The 19,775-nt window shown below is 36.1% G+C and carries 24 protein-coding genes, 1 other RNA gene, 2 pseudogenes and 1 other annotated feature; all 27 genes and pseudogenes read right to left on the bottom strand.

Features of this window, described 5'->3' with window-relative positions; translation table 11 throughout:
• Positions 1–96: 96 nt before the first annotated feature.
• The gene (tsaD, locus tag HMPREF0518_RS02980; RefSeq protein WP_023061461.1) at positions 97–1,146 is read right to left on the bottom strand and encodes a tRNA (adenosine(37)-N6)-threonylcarbamoyltransferase complex transferase subunit TsaD; all 1,050 of its coding nucleotides are present in this window, start codon (positions 1,144–1,146) and stop codon (positions 97–99) included.
• A 23-nt stretch (positions 1,147–1,169) separates the two neighbouring features.
• Positions 1,170–1,742 (bottom strand): ribosomal protein S18-alanine N-acetyltransferase, encoded by a 573-nt coding sequence (rimI, locus tag HMPREF0518_RS02975; RefSeq protein ID WP_003625930.1) that lies wholly within the window; start codon positions 1,740–1,742, stop codon positions 1,170–1,172.
• Positions 1,726–2,460, bottom strand: coding sequence for a tRNA (adenosine(37)-N6)-threonylcarbamoyltransferase complex dimerization subunit type 1 TsaB (gene tsaB / locus HMPREF0518_RS02970; protein WP_003625928.1), 735 nt, complete (start codon positions 2,458–2,460; stop codon positions 1,726–1,728). The genes rimI and tsaB overlap by 17 nt, the downstream gene beginning before the upstream one ends.
• A 24-nt stretch (positions 2,461–2,484) precedes the next feature.
• Positions 2,485–3,003 (bottom strand): folate family ECF transporter S component, encoded by a 519-nt coding sequence (locus tag HMPREF0518_RS02965; protein ID WP_003625927.1) that lies wholly within the window; start codon positions 3,001–3,003, stop codon positions 2,485–2,487.
• Between the two features lie 41 nt (positions 3,004–3,044).
• Positions 3,045–3,779, bottom strand: coding sequence for an acyl-[acyl-carrier-protein] thioesterase (locus HMPREF0518_RS02960; protein ID WP_003625925.1), 735 nt, complete (start codon positions 3,777–3,779; stop codon positions 3,045–3,047).
• 2 nt (positions 3,780–3,781) lie between these two features.
• On the bottom strand, positions 3,782–4,636 hold the full coding sequence (gene rsmI, locus HMPREF0518_RS02955; RefSeq protein WP_003625923.1) for a 16S rRNA (cytidine(1402)-2'-O)-methyltransferase: 855 nt from the start codon (positions 4,634–4,636) through the stop codon (positions 3,782–3,784).
• Position 4,637: 1 nt separating this feature from the next.
• Positions 4,638–4,988, bottom strand: a complete 351-nt coding sequence (yabA, locus tag HMPREF0518_RS02950) for a DNA replication initiation control protein YabA (protein ID WP_012211424.1) — start codon at positions 4,986–4,988, stop codon at positions 4,638–4,640.
• A gap of 10 nt (positions 4,989–4,998) precedes the next feature.
• A complete protein-coding gene (locus HMPREF0518_RS02945; protein WP_003625921.1) occupies positions 4,999–5,856 on the bottom strand; it encodes a DNA polymerase III subunit delta in 858 nt (285 codons plus the stop codon).
• A complete protein-coding gene (locus HMPREF0518_RS02940) occupies positions 5,857–6,177 on the bottom strand; it encodes a cyclic-di-AMP receptor (RefSeq protein WP_003625920.1) in 321 nt (106 codons plus the stop codon).
• A gap of 11 nt (positions 6,178–6,188) precedes the next feature.
• Positions 6,189–6,827 (bottom strand): dTMP kinase, encoded by a 639-nt coding sequence (gene tmk / locus HMPREF0518_RS02935; protein WP_003631536.1) that lies wholly within the window; start codon positions 6,825–6,827, stop codon positions 6,189–6,191.
• Between the two features lie 103 nt (positions 6,828–6,930).
• On the bottom strand, positions 6,931–7,176 hold the full coding sequence (locus tag HMPREF0518_RS02930; protein ID WP_003625918.1) for a YaaL family protein: 246 nt from the start codon (positions 7,174–7,176) through the stop codon (positions 6,931–6,933).
• Entirely contained in the window at positions 7,176–7,775 is a 600-nt protein-coding gene (gene recR, locus HMPREF0518_RS02925; protein WP_003625917.1) for a recombination mediator RecR, read from the bottom strand. Before recR ends, HMPREF0518_RS02930 begins: the two co-directional genes overlap by 1 nt.
• Positions 7,776–8,111 (bottom strand): YbaB/EbfC family nucleoid-associated protein, encoded by a 336-nt coding sequence (locus tag HMPREF0518_RS02920; protein WP_003625916.1) that lies wholly within the window; start codon positions 8,109–8,111, stop codon positions 7,776–7,778.
• A 32-nt stretch (positions 8,112–8,143) separates the two neighbouring features.
• The gene (gene dnaX, locus HMPREF0518_RS02915; protein ID WP_003625915.1) at positions 8,144–9,931 is read right to left on the bottom strand and encodes a DNA polymerase III subunit gamma/tau; all 1,788 of its coding nucleotides are present in this window, start codon (positions 9,929–9,931) and stop codon (positions 8,144–8,146) included.
• Between the two features lie 55 nt (positions 9,932–9,986).
• An RNA gene (gene ffs / locus HMPREF0518_RS09625) (signal recognition particle sRNA small type) lies at positions 9,987–10,080 on the bottom strand.
• 45 nt (positions 10,081–10,125) lie between these two features.
• Positions 10,126–10,632 (bottom strand): tRNA adenosine(34) deaminase TadA, encoded by a 507-nt coding sequence (tadA, locus tag HMPREF0518_RS02910; RefSeq protein ID WP_003625914.1) that lies wholly within the window; start codon positions 10,630–10,632, stop codon positions 10,126–10,128.
• Positions 10,622–11,251, bottom strand: coding sequence for a class I SAM-dependent methyltransferase (locus HMPREF0518_RS02905; RefSeq protein WP_003625913.1), 630 nt, complete (start codon positions 11,249–11,251; stop codon positions 10,622–10,624). The genes tadA and HMPREF0518_RS02905 overlap by 11 nt, the downstream gene beginning before the upstream one ends.
• 1 nt (position 11,252) lies before the next feature.
• Positions 11,253–12,077: pseudogene (locus HMPREF0518_RS02900) on the bottom strand (potassium channel family protein).
• A gap of 75 nt (positions 12,078–12,152) precedes the next feature.
• A complete protein-coding gene (gene rplL / locus HMPREF0518_RS02895) occupies positions 12,153–12,515 on the bottom strand; it encodes a 50S ribosomal protein L7/L12 (protein WP_003625909.1) in 363 nt (120 codons plus the stop codon).
• A gap of 50 nt (positions 12,516–12,565) precedes the next feature.
• Positions 12,566–13,078 carry a 50S ribosomal protein L10 gene (gene rplJ, locus HMPREF0518_RS02890; protein WP_003625908.1) on the bottom strand — a complete coding sequence of 171 codons (513 nt, stop codon included), beginning with the start codon at positions 13,076–13,078 and terminating at the stop codon, positions 12,566–12,568.
• Positions 13,079–13,120: 42 nt separating this feature from the next.
• Positions 13,121–13,242, bottom strand: a sequence feature (ribosomal protein L10 leader region).
• Between the two features lie 96 nt (positions 13,243–13,338).
• A pseudogene (locus HMPREF0518_RS02885) lies at positions 13,339–14,515 on the bottom strand (AEC family transporter).
• 158 nt (positions 14,516–14,673) lie between these two features.
• Positions 14,674–15,351 carry a phosphate signaling complex protein PhoU gene (gene phoU / locus HMPREF0518_RS02880; protein ID WP_003625900.1) on the bottom strand — a complete coding sequence of 226 codons (678 nt, stop codon included), beginning with the start codon at positions 15,349–15,351 and terminating at the stop codon, positions 14,674–14,676.
• Positions 15,352–15,367: 16 nt separating this feature from the next.
• Complete coding sequence (pstB, locus tag HMPREF0518_RS02875; RefSeq protein ID WP_003625899.1) at positions 15,368–16,123, bottom strand: phosphate ABC transporter ATP-binding protein PstB; 756 nt, start codon at positions 16,121–16,123, stop codon at positions 15,368–15,370.
• Position 16,124: 1 nt separating this feature from the next.
• Positions 16,125–16,922, bottom strand: a complete 798-nt coding sequence (pstB, locus tag HMPREF0518_RS02870) for a phosphate ABC transporter ATP-binding protein PstB (RefSeq protein ID WP_012211418.1) — start codon at positions 16,920–16,922, stop codon at positions 16,125–16,127.
• Positions 16,923–16,929: 7 nt separating this feature from the next.
• On the bottom strand, positions 16,930–17,817 hold the full coding sequence (pstA, locus tag HMPREF0518_RS02865) for a phosphate ABC transporter permease PstA (RefSeq protein WP_003625895.1): 888 nt from the start codon (positions 17,815–17,817) through the stop codon (positions 16,930–16,932).
• A 1-nt stretch (position 17,818) separates the two neighbouring features.
• Positions 17,819–18,814 carry a phosphate ABC transporter permease subunit PstC gene (pstC, locus tag HMPREF0518_RS02860; RefSeq protein WP_003625892.1) on the bottom strand — a complete coding sequence of 332 codons (996 nt, stop codon included), beginning with the start codon at positions 18,812–18,814 and terminating at the stop codon, positions 17,819–17,821.
• Between the two features lie 3 nt (positions 18,815–18,817).
• A complete protein-coding gene (locus HMPREF0518_RS02855) occupies positions 18,818–19,684 on the bottom strand; it encodes a phosphate ABC transporter substrate-binding protein (protein ID WP_012211417.1) in 867 nt (288 codons plus the stop codon).
• Positions 19,685–19,775: the final 91 nt, after the last annotated feature.

Raw genomic sequence — 19,775 nt, 5'->3', positions numbered from 1 at the left:
GATATTATAGCTTAGTTAAATAAAAGCCAATACATATGTAATTACATAATAAAAATCCTAGAATAATTTCTAGGATTTTTATCTTTCATCTTCTATTTAATTCAACATGCTCTTAGCATATGGCAATTCAAGTGATGGATCAGCATTCAAAGTCAAATCTGCAAATTGATTATCATTATAAAGATTATATGCGGCGGCACCAATCATTGCAGCATTATCACCGCAAAGCTTAATGTCTGGCAAAATCACCTTTGGTTGATCTGCCTTAGGCAACTTAGCAATTTCTGCACTCATGCGATCACGCAAACCATGGTTAGCAGCAACCCCACCACCCATGATAAAGGTCTTAGGCTTGTACTGCTTAATTGCACGAATCGTCTTATGTGCTAAAACGTCAATTACCGCAGCTTGGAAGCTAGCAGCTAAATCGTATTTATTCAACTTCTCATGAATTTGATCAGCATGGTGACAAGTGTTGATAAATGCTGACTTGAGTCCTGAGAATGAGAAGTCATAGTCATCATCTTCCATCATTGCACGTGGGAAATTAAAGGTATCCTTTCCTTCGTGAGCCCAGGCATCAATGGTCTTACCTGCTGGATAATTTACTCCAAGTACGCGGCCAATCTTGTCGTATGCTTCACCAGCCGCATCATCACGGGTATCACCGATAATTTCAAAATGAACTGGATCTTTCAACAAGACAATCTCAGTATGTCCACCTGAAACTTGCAATGCCAAAGCAGGATATTCGATCTCATCCCTTAATTGCGCTGCCATGATGTGTCCCATAATATGATCAACACCAATCAAAGGAATACCTGTAGCCATTGAAGCTGCCTTAGCCGCACTGACACCGATCAAAAGCGCACCAACAAGTCCTGGGCCATAGGTAACAGCAATTGCATCAATGTCCTTCCAATCACAGTTAGCTTCATTTAAAGCTTCCTTAGTGATTTGGCTAACAACTTCAATATGGTGACGACTGGCAACTTCTGGTACTACACCGCCAAATCTTTGATGACTCTTGATTTGTGTTGCCACAATTAAACTCTCAATTTCACGTCCATTTTTGATAACAGCTGTGGAAGTTTCATCACATGAACTTTCATAAGCTAAAATGCGAACATCTTTTTTCTCACTCAAAACGCGAACATCTTTTTTCTTACTCAAAACGCAAACTTCTTTTTTTCTAATTTGATGTGGCGTAACCATAAAACCATATTTATTGCATCAGTATGAGTATCTTGATAATAATTTTTATGAATAAAATTGCCTGTAAATCCTAATGAACGGTATAGCCGTTGCGCAATCTCATTATCCGTACGTACTTCTAAAGTCACGCAATCACTGCCATTATCACGAGCACTATTGATCATCATTTCCATTAAATAATGACCAATATGCTGATGTTGATATAGCGGCGAGACGGCAATATTAGTAATATGCGTCTCTTCTGGACTAAATCTTGCACCGATAAATGCCACCAAGTTTGAGGCGTGATAAACCACTAAATATAAAGAATTATTTCTTTTTCTCAATTCGGTCGCAAAAGAAAACTGACTCCAAGGCGTTCTGCCAGAATAAACCTGCTGCTCTAATACTAATAGATCTGGAATATTATCATCATTAGCTTGCATTACTTGCAAAATTTTACCATTTATAACCAATATAAATGGTGTAAAACTCATATCAATTTGATTAACTGATTGATGAAAAAACTGATTAAACTTCTTCAACATAGTGACTATCCGGCTCGAATGGCTTTCCTGTTTTCTTATGCCAATCCACTTCTGCCTGCGTTCTGCGTAGATATCTTGGTAACAACTTATCTGGATCTACTGGTTCAGCATCAACTGCTAATTGACCAATCAAACCAGCGTGAATTACATTTTGTTCATCAGTGCCATATTCATATGGGATATCCAAAGTCTTAATTTTTTCATCCCGCTTCTCAAGACCAGAACCAACAAAAATAATCTTATTGACCTTATTTTGTGCTGCATATTCTTGAATAGCCTTAATCAAAACATCAATATTGTAATGACCATCTGGAATTACATTTTTAGGAATATCGCCACTAATGTATCCTGCAGCGAAATAATTATTGTTTCTGGCATCCAAGCCTGTAATTACTAAAGCTGGTTCTTTAACACCTTTAGCTAAAGCTTGCAAAGTAGAAATACCAACTACTTCTTTATTTAAAATGCTTGCAAACATTTTTACAGTAGTAATCCCTATTCTTAAACCAGTGTATGAACCAGGCCCAATTGCTACGGCAAAACGATCTATATCGTTTAAAGTTAATTTATTTTCTTTTAAAATCTCTTCAATTAATGGATCAAGGTGTTTGCTATGATTACGTTCATCTCGCTCATTCTTCTCAACAATGACTTGTTGATCTTCATTTAAGGCAACGCTCAAATGATTAGTAGCTGTAGAAACACTTAAGATTTTCATTATCAATTCTCTTCCCGCTTTAAATTACTTTTTTATTTTAACACGAGAAACAGCTTTCAATACAAAGTAGACCACAATCATTTGAATCCAAGGCATGATCATCTCTTTCGGTAAACGCTGCACTAGAAGCGCATTAAAATTCAGCCCATACATGATATGCAGCCAAAGCGTATTCATCCCGATATTTACAATGATTGTAACTAAAATCGTTGAAGCAATAATTCGCCATATCTTGACCGGCTTATTATACAAAAACAGGGCATAAATTAGTGGCCCAGCCATTGCAGTCAATGTAAAACCAATAAAAAAACCACCTTGATTGCCAAAAATAGCTGAGGCAATTAGATCACTAATGCCGCCTCCAATTGTCCCCCAGAACGGACCAAATAAGTAGCCTAACAAGACGCTCCCTACAAAACCTAGTCCTATTTTTACAGTAGTCGATCCAAATGAAATCTGTCCTAAAATAATCTTCATTGCGACAACCATACCCAAAAAGACCATTTGTTGCAAATCCGTTTGCAAAATCTTCCTTATATTCATTCCGTCATCCCCTATAAAAAAGTATAACTAATATCATGTTTTTATACCTTACGCCAACCTAGTTCACAGACAGCTTTTACGGTTCCATCCTGTGCCTTAATAACATGATATGATTTGATATTATCATCTTCTACTAAGTTAATGCAAGAATTAATTTTCTCGCCATAAAGTACTTCTTTATCAAACTTAAGATCAATCGTATCTACTACATGGCTTTTTAAGAAATCGCGTTCAAGCAAATCAATAAACCAACTAAAATAATGACTATTAGTCACATGATGATTAGTATCTAAATCATCATAGCGAGTGCGATAGCTTCGCTGGGCTTGATAATTATCTAATGGACGCAGACGCGGAAAACGAGGCATCTTCTTAAGTAGCGGTACGCCCCAGTCTGCCATCATTTTTTGATCAGCGGGAACCATATGACGCTTTTTCAAATCAAGCATTACCCACTGACTCTTTACCGTAACCAATGGATTGCCAGCTTGATCTGCAACGCCGAAATCACGATACTCAAAAAAGCGATTATAGCCACTAGCATTAGTACTTAAAACTACTTGATCACCTGGCTGAGGCAAAGCCTTAATATTAAAATGATATTGCGTAACGACCCAACCTAACCCTCGCTTAACTAAATCATCAGTTCCAGCGCCGCCTTCATCTAATTGATGCTCAGAAACCTGCCTCATTAGATCAACTAAAGAAGTTAACTTCAGCCGACGATTCTCATCACAATCTTTAAATTCAATTTGATAGTTTTCAGTGTATTTCATGTTTATCCTTGGTGATATTCATCATACAATTCATTTTTAGAAACATGATGCTCCTTAGCTACTTGCTTAATTGCATCTTTCTTAGACTCGCCTTTTTTGACTAGAGTATTAACTAAATCAATTAGTTCTGACCAAGATAATTGCTTGGGAGCCTCAGTATTTGGTGAAATCAAAATTACAAATTCACCACGAGGTGCATTTTGAGCAAAATATTCGGTTACTTCTTCAACAGTGCCACGAATAAATTCCTCATGAATTTTAGTTAATTCTCGTGCTGCCACAATTTGACGATCTTTAGGTAAAACAGTAGCTAAATTTTTTAAAGTTTTAGCTAAACGATGAGGAGCTTCGTAAAAAATAGAAGTAGCCTTAGCTTTGTTCATTTGCTCAAAGTAAGGCTTTTGTTCAGAACTTTTACGTGGTAAAAAACCATAATAAGTAAATGGTTGTGCATCAAAACCAGATGCAATAAGTGCGGTCGCAAAAGCAGATGGACCTGGAAGAGGAACTACTGGAATATCATTCTTAATGCATTCTTGTACCAAGATGTAACCTGGGTCAGAAATAACCGGCATCCCTGCATCACTAATTTCCGCAATTACATTGCCTTCCTGCATTAACTTAATCAATTCAGGTGCGCGTTCTTTAGAATTATATTTATGAAATGAAATCATGCGATTATGAACGCCAATTTTTTCTAGCAGAATTCCACTAGTCCTAGTGTCTTCAGCTGCAATATAATCTGCATCTGTCAGAACTTTTTTAGCTCTAATCGTAATATCTTCTAAATTACCAATAGGTGTAGGAACCAAATATAGTTTACCTTCATCTTTTACATAACTGCTTTGCCGTTTCAATTTATCTGCTATCCTTCTTTATGCCCTTTTTTTCACCGAAATTATCTAAAATATCAAGACAGAACATGCAATCTGCACTAGTATCACGATGTGAGCCATAATACATGTTACAAATATGGTAGCCAGAATCATAGATCTTCTTTAATGATTCCAAGCCACTTTGCGTCTTGGTTTCAGGCGCAGGCTGATTTGCAGTTAATTTATCTAATTTTTCATGAAGCAACTGATTTTCTACTTTTAATTCAGTATTTTCTTTTAAAGTATCTAAAATATCATTTTCAAGACTAGCAATAGTCTTAGTCATATTTTCAGTTGTTTCCTGCAGTCTCTGCAACTTTGAATATGGATCCAATTTAAAACACCTACTTCCAATTTAAAGCAAGATAATCTAAAGAATTACGAAAATTAACATTGTTTAAACGCATCTTATCTATTTCAACCAAATTATCTAGCATTCGCGCAGCTATATTCATCTTAAGTGAATCAGTTAAATCATGTTCTGCCAACAATTTTAACTTAACCAAAATATAGCGTTGTTCAGACACTAATTTAGCACTCTCCGATAATTTATGAGCACTAACTAAGGCAAGACTATTATGTTCTAACATTTCTTGATAAAAATATTTAATCGATTGATCTAATTTATCAAGATTGCCTAACTCTTCAATTTCATTTTTAGAAAAGCCATTCTCTAATAAAAGTGCTGTTTTGCCAGTTAGCTTTTCTCCATTATCAAAGTTAATAATCTGAGTTCTTGAACGAACCGTTGGCAAAATCTGATCACTGTTGTTTGTAATTAAAATTGTAACTACAGGGGCAATCGGCTCTTCCAGCAAATTAAGCAAACCATTAGCTGCTGACAAGGTCATCTTTTGTGCCTCGTTAATAAAGAAAAAGCGCCGACTACTTTCAACCGGACTTTTAGCCAGTTCTTCTTTTAAGGGGCGGACTTGATCGATCCCCAAGGTTTGTTTACCTTCGGGTTCAACTAATAGAACATCTGGGTGATTGCCCGATAAAATTTGTTTGCAATTTTGACAGGTCCCATCTGGCTTATTTTCACCAGTACAATTAAATAAACAGGCTAGCCAATAAGCAGTATTAAGCGCACGCGTTTCATCGCTATCTACAAACAAATAACTGTGAGCTAATTTCTTTTGCTGGTATGCTCTTTTTAAAAACTCAGCTTGCTTAGTCCCTATATTAGAAATATCAATCATTTAAAACCGCTTAAACTTATCAACTGGAACAACAAAACAAATTGCACCACCCACAGTAACTTTCAATAGTTGGGTTATTTCATATCCCGTAGAAATCATATGTGGTGTTGCGATTTCTTCTCTTGCCCGTGATTCTTTCTTAATTACTTTTAGTACATCATCGACTTCTTCGTCTTTGCATCCCACTAAAAATGTGGTATTACCTTGACTCAAAAATCCACCTGAAGTTGCTAATTTAGTAGCACGAAAATTGCTCTTAGCAAATGCTCTTTGCAAATTATTTGAATCTTCTTTTTGTACAATTGCAATTACTAACTTCATCTAATCAGTCCTTAAAATATCTCCGGCAATCGTTTCTCTAAAGTGGCAATTACCTGATTTACTACATCTTCAATTGGCTGAGTGGCGTCAATTGTTACAAAACGATCTGGATATAAATCTTTAACTTTTAAAAAGCCATTGTAAACCTTTTTATGAAAAGCTATGTTTTCTTGTTCTAACCGATCTTCTTGGCCTGGACGCAATTTTTGAATTCGACTAAGACCAATTTCAGGCGCAATATCCAAAAAGAAAGTTAAATCAGGATCTAATTTTCCTGTTGCAAAATCATTGATTTGCTTAACTTCTTCAATTCCTAGATCTCGGCCTTCTCCTTGATATGCAAGTGAGCTATCAACAAAACGATCAGAAAAAACAATCTTGCCCTCACTAAGAGCTGGGCGAATTATCTCTTCTACGTGTTGACTTCTCGCAGCTGCATATAAAAGTGCCTCAGTTTTAGCATCCATCTTATCATTTGCTGGATCTAAAATAATATCGCGAATTTTTTCTGCAATTTTTGATCCACCAGGTTCACGGGTCACAAGATATTGTGGCTTAAGTTTTGGCCCAATTTGGTCTAAAACTTCCTTTAAAACTGTACTTTTTCCTGCACCATCAGGACCTTCAAAACTAACAAAATAACCTCTCATAAAATCCTCCATAGGTCTATTTTACAAAAGTTTCACAGAGATTAACAGCCCTAGCAATTTTTAATTTATAAAATAAAAAAAGTCCCATAAAAGGACTTAAATTTTACTGCGTAATCGCATTAGTGATACCACTAAATCTTGTGCCTCGCTGACGGGCCTCATTATATAAAAAAGTATACTTTGCTTTTAAAATTCTACCTTGAATATAGTTATCATCTGATAAATCCACAGTATTTTGATCTAGATCTTGCTCTAAAGCTAATTGATTCTGCAATTTTTCAATTTCAGTTACTAGCTTTTGATCACCTAGCTCTTTAATTTTATTTTTCTTTTTCTTTTTTCTAGCCATTATAATGCCGTTCTCCCTTGCACTGCTCGCTTTAAAGTAATGGAATTAGCATATTCAATATCACTGCCCACAGACAAGCCAGCTGCTAAACGAGTTACCTTAATTTCGGCTGGCTTAATCAACTTGCTAATATACATAGCAGTAGATTCACCTTCTGGAGTTGAGTTAAGAGCTAAAATTACTTCTTTTACATCATCATTTTTTTGTAAACGAGTAATTAATGACTTAATATTAATCTTTTCTGGTCCAATTCCGTCCATTGGTGAAAGGACGCCGTGAAGCACATGATATAGGCCATCATATTCGCCCATCTCTTCAAAAGCCATCAAATCCTTTGGTTGTTCAACAACCATGATAGTTGTTTGATCACGATTAGGATTGGAACAAATATCACAGACCTCTTTTTCAGTAATATTTCCACAAATAGGACATTGATGAATATCATTCTTCACTTGAATTAAAGCCTTTGAAAAATCTTCAACATCCTTTTCGGGCATATCCATTGTATAAAAAGCCAAACGAGTGGCTGTTTTTTCACCTACTCCAGGCAGCCTCATATAAGCATCAATCAAATGGGCTATTGGTAATGGATATTGCAATTACATCAAACCTTTCGTGTACTTGCCTAAACTTGCTTGAGTTGCCTCATCAATTTGAGATAACCCCTTGTTAACAGCATCAATAACTAAATCTTGAAGCATATCTGGATCATCTGGATCGATAGCTTCTTTATCGATCTTAATATCCTTAAGCTTACGATCACCTGTAAAAGTAGCTACTACAAGATCATCAGCTGACTTGCCAGTAAATTCTTGTGCAGTAATATTTTCTTGTTCTTGGGCCATTTGAGCTTGAAGCTTCTTTGCTTGCTTCATCATTTGTTGCATGTTCATTCCGCCCATGCCCATACCGCCGAAATTAGGTCTTCTACTCATTTTTATTTTTTCCTTTCATTTTTATTTTTTCCTTAATTTTTAATCGTTACAGCATCCCCAAAGAGATCTTTAGCTTTATTCACTATTTCAGAATTTTCTTTAGATTCCTTGCTCTCAATCTGTTGCTTTTTCTTAGCCAGCAACTCTTCTTTATGACTTTCGACAAATTCTTTTCTGACAGCAAGCCAGTCATCATCTGGGACTAAAACAATCCCATATGAATGCTTAGCAAATTTTTCAATCAGATCTGTTAATTTATCTAGCAAGTCACCATCTGAAGCATTTTCAAACCATAAAGTATATTTACACTTCATTACAACCTGGTCCGAACTTGCAGCCACAGGCTCAAGCACATCTAATAGTGCCTTTTCTGAGACTTCTAACACAGATTGTAAATCTGGCCATACATTCTTGATAGTGGTCAAATCTTCTTTGGTTGCATTTTCAAGAACATGATAAACCTGTTTTCGATTTTCTGCTGTAGTTTTTTTGATTTTTCGTGGTGATTTTTTAACTTCCTTAACAATTGCTTTTTTCGCAATCTTAGGAGATGTTTTTGGTACAGCCGTATCCAAATGGAATACTTGATCCTTAGCCAGCATCGGCTTATTGGATAGCTTACTAATTTGTTGCGTTAAATCCACTACCTGCTTTTTCAATGCAGCTAATTCTGCCTGCATATCAGTATTAACTTTAGCTGGCTTGGCTTGAACTGGACCAGCTGACGATTGTGCAACTTGCTCTTCTTGCTTGCTACCTGCTTCTACTAAAAATACTTCAAGCGGAATTTGTTGCTGGTTAGTATAACGTAAATCATTCAACGCTTTATTTGCTAGAGTGATCAACCGATAGAATATCTTTGTAGGTATATCCTTAACTTTTTGGACAAAATCTTCTGATAAAAATGTACCTTGCCTATCGTCTCCAGCCTTGATTAACATCAAACTCTTAGTTGCCATGTCAATCAATTCATCCAAAATATTTTTAGAACTAGCACCTTGTGTTAATTCGGTTTGAGCTAGTTTTAAAGCTGATTCTGGATTTTGCTCTAGCAATGCCAATAATATTTTTTCAATATTTTCCTTAGCAGCAAAACCTGTAATTTCCAAAGCATCTTGGTAATTGACGCTCTCTTTTTCATAGCTGAGCAGCTGATCTAAGATACTAAGCGCATCCCGCATACCACCATCTGCTACTTGAGCAATCACAGCTAGAGCTTTATCTTCATACTTAATATTTTCTTGATCAAGAATATATTTCATTCTCTTTTCAAGATCATCTTTTGAAATACGTTTAAAGTTGTAACGCTGCGTTCTTGAAATAATGGTAGCTGGAACCTTCTGTAATTCGGTTGTCGCTAAGATGAACACAACGTGCTCTGGTGGCTCTTCTAGTGTCTTAAGCAAAGCATTAAAAGCACCCATTGATAGCATGTGAACTTCGTCGATAATGTAGACCTTGTATTTTCCCTCTGTTGGAGCATATTTTACCTTATCGCGAATTTCACGAATTTCATCTACACCATTGTTTGAAGCTGCATCAATTTCCATAATATCAGGCATTGAACCCTTATCTGCAGCTATACAATTAGCACATTCATTGCAAGGTTCGCCATCTTGAAGATTAGTACAGTTTAACGCTTTAGCAAAAATTTTAGCACAGGAGGTTTTACCTGTACCGCGAGGTCCCGCAAATAAAAATGCATGGGATACTTTGCCTCTTTTAATCGCATTTTTAAGAGTATCAGTAATTGACTCTTGGCCAATCACACTATCAAAAGTCCGTGGTCGCCATTTACGATATAGCGCTTGATAAGCCATAAATTCTCTTCCCTAGTAAAAAACTCTTAACTCTTTTAAAGAGTTAAGAGTTTGTAATTGTCTAATAAAAGGCACATGCCTGAACAACCTTAGTGCTGCTACCTTCCGGTCCTGACACGATTCAGAGGTCAAACATTGCCCACAAAGTATGATAACGTATTTCACAACTTTTTTCTAGTTTCTAGCTTAAAAAATTAATTATTTTCTGCTTTTTTAGCTAACTTTTCAGCCTTTTGCTTCTCTCGAATTGCTCTAAAGAAATCTTTTAACATTTGAGCACATTGATCACGATAAAGACCACTAATACTATGAGGATGGTGGTTAAATTTTTCTACTTCAAATAAATCCACAACCGATCCACAGGCGCCAGCTTTTGGATCAAGTGCACCAAAATATACATCCTTAATTCGTGAATTAATAATGGCGCCAGCACACATTGGACAAGGTTCTAAAGTAACAAATAAGCTGCAATCGATTAAACGCCACATCCCTAAATTATGACATGCTTCTTTAATCGCGATCATTTCAGCATGCTGAGTAGAATCTTCATCCAATTCACGTCTATTATAGCCTGTACCTATCACTTTTCCTTCGGGATCAACCACTACAGCTCCAATAGGAACTTCTCCTTGCTTCTCAGCTTCTTTAGCTTGATCTATGGCTAATTCCATGTATTTCTTTTTATCAGCGCTAGACAGCATTATTATCCCTCTTAACAGACTTCAAAATATAGTATCCCTTGTCTCTAGTGAGAATCTCGCAATTGCCATACGTAGCAGTCATCAACTTACGGGCACTTGGTTCGCCTTGCTTTTTTTGGATTACGACTAAAAGCATACCCTGATCAACCAAATGATCGCTCGCACCGGCAATAATTTCACTAACAACTTTTTTACCAGCTCTAATTGGTGGATTAGTTAAAATCAAGCCGTACTTTTTATCCACCTGTGTATAACAATCAGAAGAATAAATATTTACGTTGGAAATGTGATTTACCTGTGCATTTTGCTTAGCTAACTTTAGGCCACGTTCGTTGACATCAACCATGTCGACAGTTTGATCTGGCCAAAACTTTGCAGCAAGTAATCCGATCGGACCATATCCTGTTCCCACATCTAAAATATTTTCTTGTGGAAAAGTTGCATCCTTCATTGCTTTGATTAAAACGCCGGAACCATAATCCACTCGCATCTTAGAGAAAACGCCAGCATCAGTCGTAAACTTTAAATCTACATTATCCACATGATAATCAATTACATGTTCATCATGCGCAGTCATTGGATCTGTTGCAAAATACATTTGATTTTTTTCTGCACTCATCCTATTTTTCCTTTCTTTTTTCTAGCCAATCTTTAAATTTTTGAACTTCCTTTTCATCTCGACCCTTTTTCAAAGATTGGATTTCCGCTTGCATTTGCTTATTTTGATCGGCTAAATCTTTATTTTTTTCAAGATCATCAAGCTTTCTTAATACCAATTCAATATCATCATGCGTATGCAAAGTATTGGCACCATTGGTTTTACGCATTAAGTAAGAGGTGATTGATGATGTAAGCATACCCACAATTCCAATACCGAGTAGCATCATTACTAACGTAACAAACTTTCCCACAATACTATGAGGCGGAATTGTTTTACCAAAAATCGCGTCATACCCTACCGTTGACGCTGTAGACAAAGCCCACCAAAACGCCGTATCTAATGATACATGTTCCGTAATTGCAAATGCTTCAGCACCAACTAGTAAAAAAGTGATGGTAATGAAAACGACATACAGTAAACCATTTGTATGAAAAATTATTTTTAATTTTCCCATTAATCCCGCAAGTCGAATTAATCTTAATAATCTTAAATCCGAAACCAGGCCAGATAGATTAAAAACATTTAAGCCTACAAATAATAGATAATAAATCATAAATATGCTTTTTAAAATAAAGCTTTTTATCATCAGCCTTATAAAAATGATAGAAATAATCTATTGCAAAAAATATGACGATAGCACAATTTATCCAAAACCATTTACTGGTTGGCTGATTGATGCTAATAACAGCGGCAAAATCTAAAATAATTAAAAAATAGAAATAATGGATAAAATTGCCATTACCCATTGATACGGAGTTAATTTTTTATCTAAATCGATCATCATAAAATTCATTATACAAAAAAATAAGCTCTTCGCACATAGCAAAGAGCTTATTCTTAATGCCCAGTTGGGCTGTAACTATTTAAGAGTTACAGTTGCGCCAACTTCTTCAAGCTTAGCCTTGATGTCGTTAGCTTCGTCTTCTGAAACGCCTTCCTTAACGTTCTTAGGAGCACCGTCAACAAGGTCCTTTGAGTCCTTAAGGCCAAGACCAGTAATATCACGAACTGCCTTAATAACCTTAACCTTTTCTTGACCTGCTTCAGTCAATTCAACGTCGAATTCCGACTTAGCAGCACCTGCGTCTGCAGCACCTGCAGCAGCAACTGGAGCAGCAGCAGTAACGTCAAATTCGTCTTCAATAGCCTTTACAAGGTCGTTCAATTCAAGAATTGAAGCACCCTTTAATTCTTCAATAATCTTATCAGTATCTAAAGCCATTTAAGTATCCTCCGAAAAATTAGAATCTAGATATTAAATATATTTCTTTATTATTCAGCTGAGTCTTCATCCTTAGATTCAGCAACAGCCTTAACAGCATAAGCGAAGTCGCGGATAGGAGCTTGCAATACAGAAACAAGCATTGAAAGCACACCTTCGCGGCCTGGGATTGAAGCAAGTTCTTTGATTTCATCCTTAGAAGTCAACTTGCCTTCAAGCATACCACCCTTGATTTCGATAACGTCGAAATCATCTTCGTACTTAGAAACGATACGTGCAGGTTCGGTAATGTCATCAGCGTTATCAGTGTAGATAACAGCAGTTGGGCCTACGAAAGTATCGTCAAGGCCTTCAATACCAGCCTTAGCAGCAGCACGTCTTAAGTAGGTGTTCTTGATAACCTTCATCTTAACGTCGTTATCACGAAGTTCCTTACGCATGTTAGTAACTTCTTCAACAGTTAAACCAAGGTAGTTGATTACCAAGATAGCCTTAGCAGCTTTAAGTTCTTCAGCAAATGCATCAACAAACTTTTCCTTTTCAGCAATAGCAGCTTTACTCAAATTATTTCACCTCCATAATTACATTGATAAATTCTATAAGGCCTTTTAAACCAAAAACTCCATGCCGAAAGACATGGAGCATAAAAATCTTCATTATCTTCTGGCCTCGGCGGGATTTTGAGGCGTCATGCCACCCGAGTCTTAGGTAGAATTTACATTTATTTAGTATAGCAGGCAAAAGTCTAAATAACAAGTCTAAAATTAAAAATAGGTCAAAAAAATAAGATCAACTGTAGTTGACCTTATCTATTTATTCTTAATTAGTGGGATACACCAGCAAAGATTGGTAAAATCCAAATCCAGAAAATACAACTTACTGCAAAGAAGACAGTTGAAACAGCAACAGAGCTGGCACCCTCTTTAACATAGATGTTGTAACGACTTGAAATGATGATTCCTGAAAATGCTGGTGGTAATCCAGTAGCTAAACAAAGCATAGAAATCTTTTGAGTGCCCATACCACATAAATATGAAACTAGCACAATAATTCCAGGAGTTAAAAACAAACGGAAGAATGTGTTCCAAATAACTTCTTTATCAATTGAGAATTTAACAGTTGATAATGCTAACCCAGCTGCCAAAACAGCAATACCGGCATTGGCTTTAGCAATCAAATCAAAGGTTGGTGCCCATGAAGCAGGAATTTTAATTCCAATTAAAATAAAGATAACAGCTAAAAGTGGAGCTGCAGCAACTGGTTTCTTGACAGCGATGATAACTGACTTTAATGTTGGATTCATTGGCTTAGCATCTTTTTTTACCAGCATGATCAGCAAATTCCGCATGTACTAAATCAATTTCACGTTGAATACCAACTTCACTCAAAGCCTTAGCTTCTTCATCACTAACAGGAACGTTATCAGGAACTGAAACTTTCTTGATAGTCTTCTTCGTGGTACCTTTTTGTCCAAGTTTAATTTCTACTTGAGTAGAACCGTTACTCTTTTTAGCAGCTACTCTTTGCTTTAATTTATCTTGACCTTTATTAATTAAAGTCAAGCCTAATGGAATAGTAATCGCGTTAACTACGATTGAAACAATCCCAATAACCAAGTTAGTATTGGTGTTATTACCATAAATTGGATCAAGTACAGCAAAACCCAAAAAACCGATCGTTGGTGAACCAGCAAATAGCGCACAAATGGCAGCTTCTTGTGTTGAACGATGAAACATTAATTTGTCCAAGAAATAACTAACCATAAATAGGCCTGTTACACCTATTATTTAAATTAAAGTTAAAACGATATCTTGAGCAAACATCTCTCTTGTGGCTTTAACAATTGAAATGAACAAGACAGCCGGCAAAGCAATATTAAGAACTAACTTGTTTAGCCCCTGGCGTTGATCATCATCAAAGAATGTAAATTTGCCGCAAATATAGCCTAATAGCATAATGACAAGGATAGGTACGATGTCATTTACCAAAATTGCAACCATAATTTTCTCCTGAGATGATATCTCTTCTCCATACTGTGCTAGTTTAAAGCACTTTCTATATATGAATACACATTTATTATGGACATTTATCTTTAAAAAGTAAATTGATAACGTAAATAATTTAAAAAAGGAGAAAAGCTCACGCTTTTCTCCTTTTTCTAAATGGTTTTTGTTTCACTTGGATTTGTTAATTCTTCTAATTCACCAGTAGTCTTGTATACTACCCAACTGGCTAAATTAACAATATGATCCCCGATTCTCTCTAGCAATCTAGTTACCACAAAATAACTTGATGATGCCACCGCTCTAGAAGGATCATCTTCTATTCCATCGACAATCAATTTTCGTGCTCTAACATAATCGTGATCAATTACGCTATCGCGGCTTGCTACTTCTCTCGCCATTTTTTCATCATCTTGAACATAAGCTGTCAAAACTTGAATCAACATATGACGAACATTATGAGTCATATTAGAAATAATCTCTTCAACTTCCGGAATTCTTGGATTACCCTTTACTCTGATAGTTTCAAGAGCAATACTCATAGCATTTTCACCAATACGCTCTATGTCAGTTGTAGCCTTCAAAATACTGATCACTACTCTAAAATCAGTAGCTACTGGTTGCTGCAAGGCCATTAATTTTAATGCCTTCTTTTGAATATCAATTGATTCAGTTGGAATTTTTTCCTCATTATCAACCATTGATTGTGCGGTCTTTTTATCGTGATCGACAAAAGCTCGGGTGGCTTGATCAATTTGTTCGTTTACGAACACACCCATTTCCATAAATTGTGTGTTTAGTTTCTTTAATTCATCTAAAAATATTTCGTGCATCTTTTTACCTCAAAATTTAACCAAAACGACCATTAAGATAATCACTCGTCATTTGTTTTTCAGGTGCAATAAACATTTCTTCAGTTGGACCCGCTTCAACCAAATCACCATTCATTAAAAATGCTGTTTGATCAGAAATTCGTCCTGCCTGCTGCAAGTTATGAGTAACCATAATGAAAGTATACTGATGTTTTAATTCCATTAAGGTTTCTTCAATTTCACTACTTGATATTGGATCTAGTGCACTAGTTGGTTCATCTAAAAGCACTACCTTAGGTCTAACCGCTAATGCACGAGCAATACAAATTCGTTGCTGCTGTCCACCAGAGAATGCTTGCGCATTACGCTTCAAGTTATCCTTGGTTTCCTTCCAAATAGCGGCTTGTTTTAGACTTTCTTCAACTCTTTGATCAATTAAATCCTTGTCTTTTACACCAGCGATTTTTAAACCATAAGCTACATTGTCATAAACAGAAAATGGAAATGGTGTAGGTTGTTGGAAAACCATCCCTACTTCCTTGCGAAGCTTAACTAAATCCATTTTAGAGCTATAGATGTTTTGCCCTTCAAACTTGATTTCTCCAGTAATTTTTATATTTTCAATATCATCATTCATTCGATTTAGGCAACGCAGAAATGTTGACTTCCCACATCCTGAAGGTCCAATTAATGCTGTTAATTCTTTTTCTTGAAAATCAAGACTAATGCCATGAAGTGCTTCATAATTGCCATAGCTCAAATGAACATCTTTTGCTGAAATTATTGTTGTCATTTTAACCAAAACTTCCCTGAATATATTCTTCAGTAATCTTACCCTTAGGATTAGTAAAGATATCCGCCGTTGCATTGTATTCAATTACATGTCCTAAATGGAAAAATGCCGTATAATCGCTGATTCTTGATGCTTGCTGCATATTATGCGTAACCATAATCATCGTATATTTGCTCCTAAGCTGCTTTAAGGTATCTTCCAATTTAGAAGTAGAAACTGGATCTAATGCACTAGCCGGCTCATCTAAAAGCAGTACTTCAGGTTTAACAGCCAAAGCTCTTGCAATACACAAACGTTGCTGCTGTCCACCGGATAAAGCTAAAGCACTTTTATCTAACTTGTCTTTTACTTCATCCCATAAAGCTGCAGCACGTAAACTTTCTTCTACTATCTTATCGAGCTCAGCCTTATTAGTTTGCCCATCAGCCTTTAAAGCATAGACAATATTTTCTCTAATTGATTTAGGGAATGGATTAGGACGCTGGAAGACCATACCAATATGTTTTCTTAACTCATAAACATTAATATTGGGCTTATTCACATCTAAACCATGAAACCAAATTTCGCCATTAACAGTCGCAACTCGATCATTCATACGATTAAGCGAACGCAGAAAAGTTGATTTTCCAGAGCCAGAAGCTCCAATTAAAGCAGTAATAGTATTTTTCTTAAATTGTAAACTAGCATCAAAAAGTTTCTGTACTTTTCCGCCGTATAAAACACTTAGATCCTTTGTAGAAAGCTCTAAATCATCCTTGGCAAAAGTTTTGCCGTAGCTTTGTTTTAATTCTTGCATCATATCACCTTTATTTAGCTGCGGTTAACTTACGGTACAATTTATTACCTAAATAACGTGCACCTAAATTGAACACAATAACCACAATCACTAGTAAAGCAGATGTAGCCGCAGAAACGATTGTTGCATCCGGAATAATACCCTCTGTATTAACTTTCCAAATATGAACTGCAAGAGTTTCTGCTGGACGCATCACATTTAATGGACTAGTTGGACTAAATGGATTCCAATCTGCATAGTTAATAGTTGATCCACTTTGACCTGCAGTATAGATTAATGCAGCTGCTTCACCAAAAATTCGACCTGCACTTAAAATGATACCAGTCAAGATACCAGGAAGTGCCGCTGGCAAAACAATACCGCGAATAGTTTTCCAATTAGATAATCCTAATGCCAAACCAGCTTCACGTTGATCTTGTGGCACGCCCTTAATTGCTTCTTCAATATTACTAGTTAAAATAGGCAAATTGAAAAATGTAAGAGCTAAAGCACCAGAAATAATCGAAAAGCCTAATCCAAATTGAACTACAAAGAGCAAGTATCCAAATAAACCAACTACGATTGAAGGTAAAGAACTTAAAATTTGGATAGTGGTACGAATCAAGTTCGTGCCCCAATTATCTTTAGCATATTCTGCCAAATAAATTGCAGCACCTAACGCAATAGGCAATGAAATGATCGTGGTTAAGATCAATAAATATATTGAATTAAATAATTGATCTCGCACCCCTCCACCAGCTTGATATGAGGAAGCTTCTGATGATAAGAAATGCCATGATAAGTGAGGAACACCGGTAATTAAAATATTACCTAAAATACCAGCCAGAATTAATACAACGATTCCAACCAAGATGTAGATAATAGCGGTTGCTAATTTATCTTTCTTTTTTGCATCCATCTTATTTCTGGCCTCTCTTTCCAATTAATTTAACTAAAAAGTTAAATACTAATGACATAATCAAAAGCAATAAGGCTAATGACCACAATGCATTGTTAGGCAATGTACCCATTACGGTATTTCCCATTTGACTGGTTAATTGACTAGTCAATGTTGCGGATGGACTAACCAAGTTGTATGGCATAAGAACCGCATTACCAATAACCATTTGTACGGCTAGCGCTTCACCAAAGGCTCTAGCCATACCAAAAATTACTGCTGTTAAAATTCTAGGAGTAGCTACACGCAAAACCACACGATAAATGGTTTGCCAGTGAGTTGCTCCTAATGCCATTGATGCCTTTCTGAAATGACTAGGCACGGCTTTTAGACTATCTACAGTTAAGGATGTAATAGTAGGCAAAACCATAACAAATAAAACTAAGGTTGCAGCTAAAATACCAAAACCTGTTCCACCGAACAATGTTCTAATCACTGGAATAATGATAGTTAAACCTAAGAAACCATAAACAACTGATGGAATACCTACTAACAATTCTGTAACTGATTGTAAAAATGAAGCTCCCTTTTTAGATGAATATTCTGTCATGTATAGTGCAATAGCGACAGCAAATGGCGTAGCTACCAAGGCTGCCAAAAGCGTTACTGCAAATGAGGTAACAATCATTACTGCAGCTCCCACATGATTCTTCTCTTCACCAGGATCCCAATCAGTTGAGGTCAAGAAATGAAAGACATTTACATGGTTATCAATAAAAGTTTCAAGTCCGTGATAACCTATAAAGCCAATGATTGATACAACCAATACAATGATTAAACCGATAGCCATGTAAGTTAATCCTTTGCCCCAATATTCTTGACGCGTTTCTTTCGAGGGCTTAGTTAATTTTTCAATATCAACATTATTCGGACCCATCTTTTTCAATTTAACGTGTGGGACCTGTTGATCAGCTATCGCCTGGTCAACCACTTCTTTTAATTTATCTTTATCGTTCATAAATTATTTTCCTACTTTAATAACTCGATTATTACTATCTCGGGTTACCTTCATTTCATCAATACTCAAATAACCGATCTTAGGTACAAGATCCTGTTGTACTTTTTTACCTAACATGTATTTAATGAAAGCCTTAGTCTTTTTATCTGGTTCACCCTTAGTGTACATATGCTGATAAGCCCATAATTGCCACTTGTTAGTAGTAATGTTCTTATTAGTTGGCTTCACGCCATCAATACTAAGTTTTTGAATATTATTACCATTAGCATATGGAAAAGATATGTAGCTAATCGTTCCCGGCGTCGAATCAACGATTTTCTTAACCGCACCATTTGAATCTTGCTCTTGTGATTTAATAGCTTTTTGATTATGTAGAACAATATCTTCAAAAGAATCCCTAGTACCACTACCTTTAGAACGATTAATTACAGTAATCGGAATGTTTTTTCCACCAAGTTGTTTCCAGTTAGTTAGCTTACCGGTAAAAATCTGACGGAGTTGTTTCATAGAGACATCCTTAACACCGACGCCTTTATTTACAATTGGTACAATGCCAACAACTGCAACTTTGTAATCTTTAAGCTTTTTTGCATCGATTCCTTTTTTGGTCTCCGCAAAAACATCAGAGGTTCCAATCTGAACTGCACCAGCTTGTACTTGACTTAATCCAGTACCCGATCCGCCACCTTGAACAACAATATTGCTACTTGGATGGGTCAAACGATAATCATTACCAGCCTGTTCTGCTAGAAGCTGCAATGCACTAGAGCCAACAATTGTAATCTTAGAATTATCCTTAGCACAGCCTGTCACAAAGGCTAACATCAGCAGCACTAAAACAAATATTTTTCCAATAGAATGTTTTTTCATTAACATTTTCCTTAAGTAAACAGAATACGATTTCATATAGCCAATTTATGATACCATGTTAAAAAATGCTAGGTCAATTATATGGCTCTAT

It is taken from the genome of Lactobacillus helveticus DSM 20075 = CGMCC 1.1877 (assembly GCF_000160855.1).
Taxonomy (GTDB): Bacteria; Bacillota; Bacilli; order Lactobacillales; family Lactobacillaceae; genus Lactobacillus; species Lactobacillus helveticus.
Note: the sequence above shows the minus strand (reverse complement) of the source record. Positions and strands in the feature narration are given on the sequence as shown.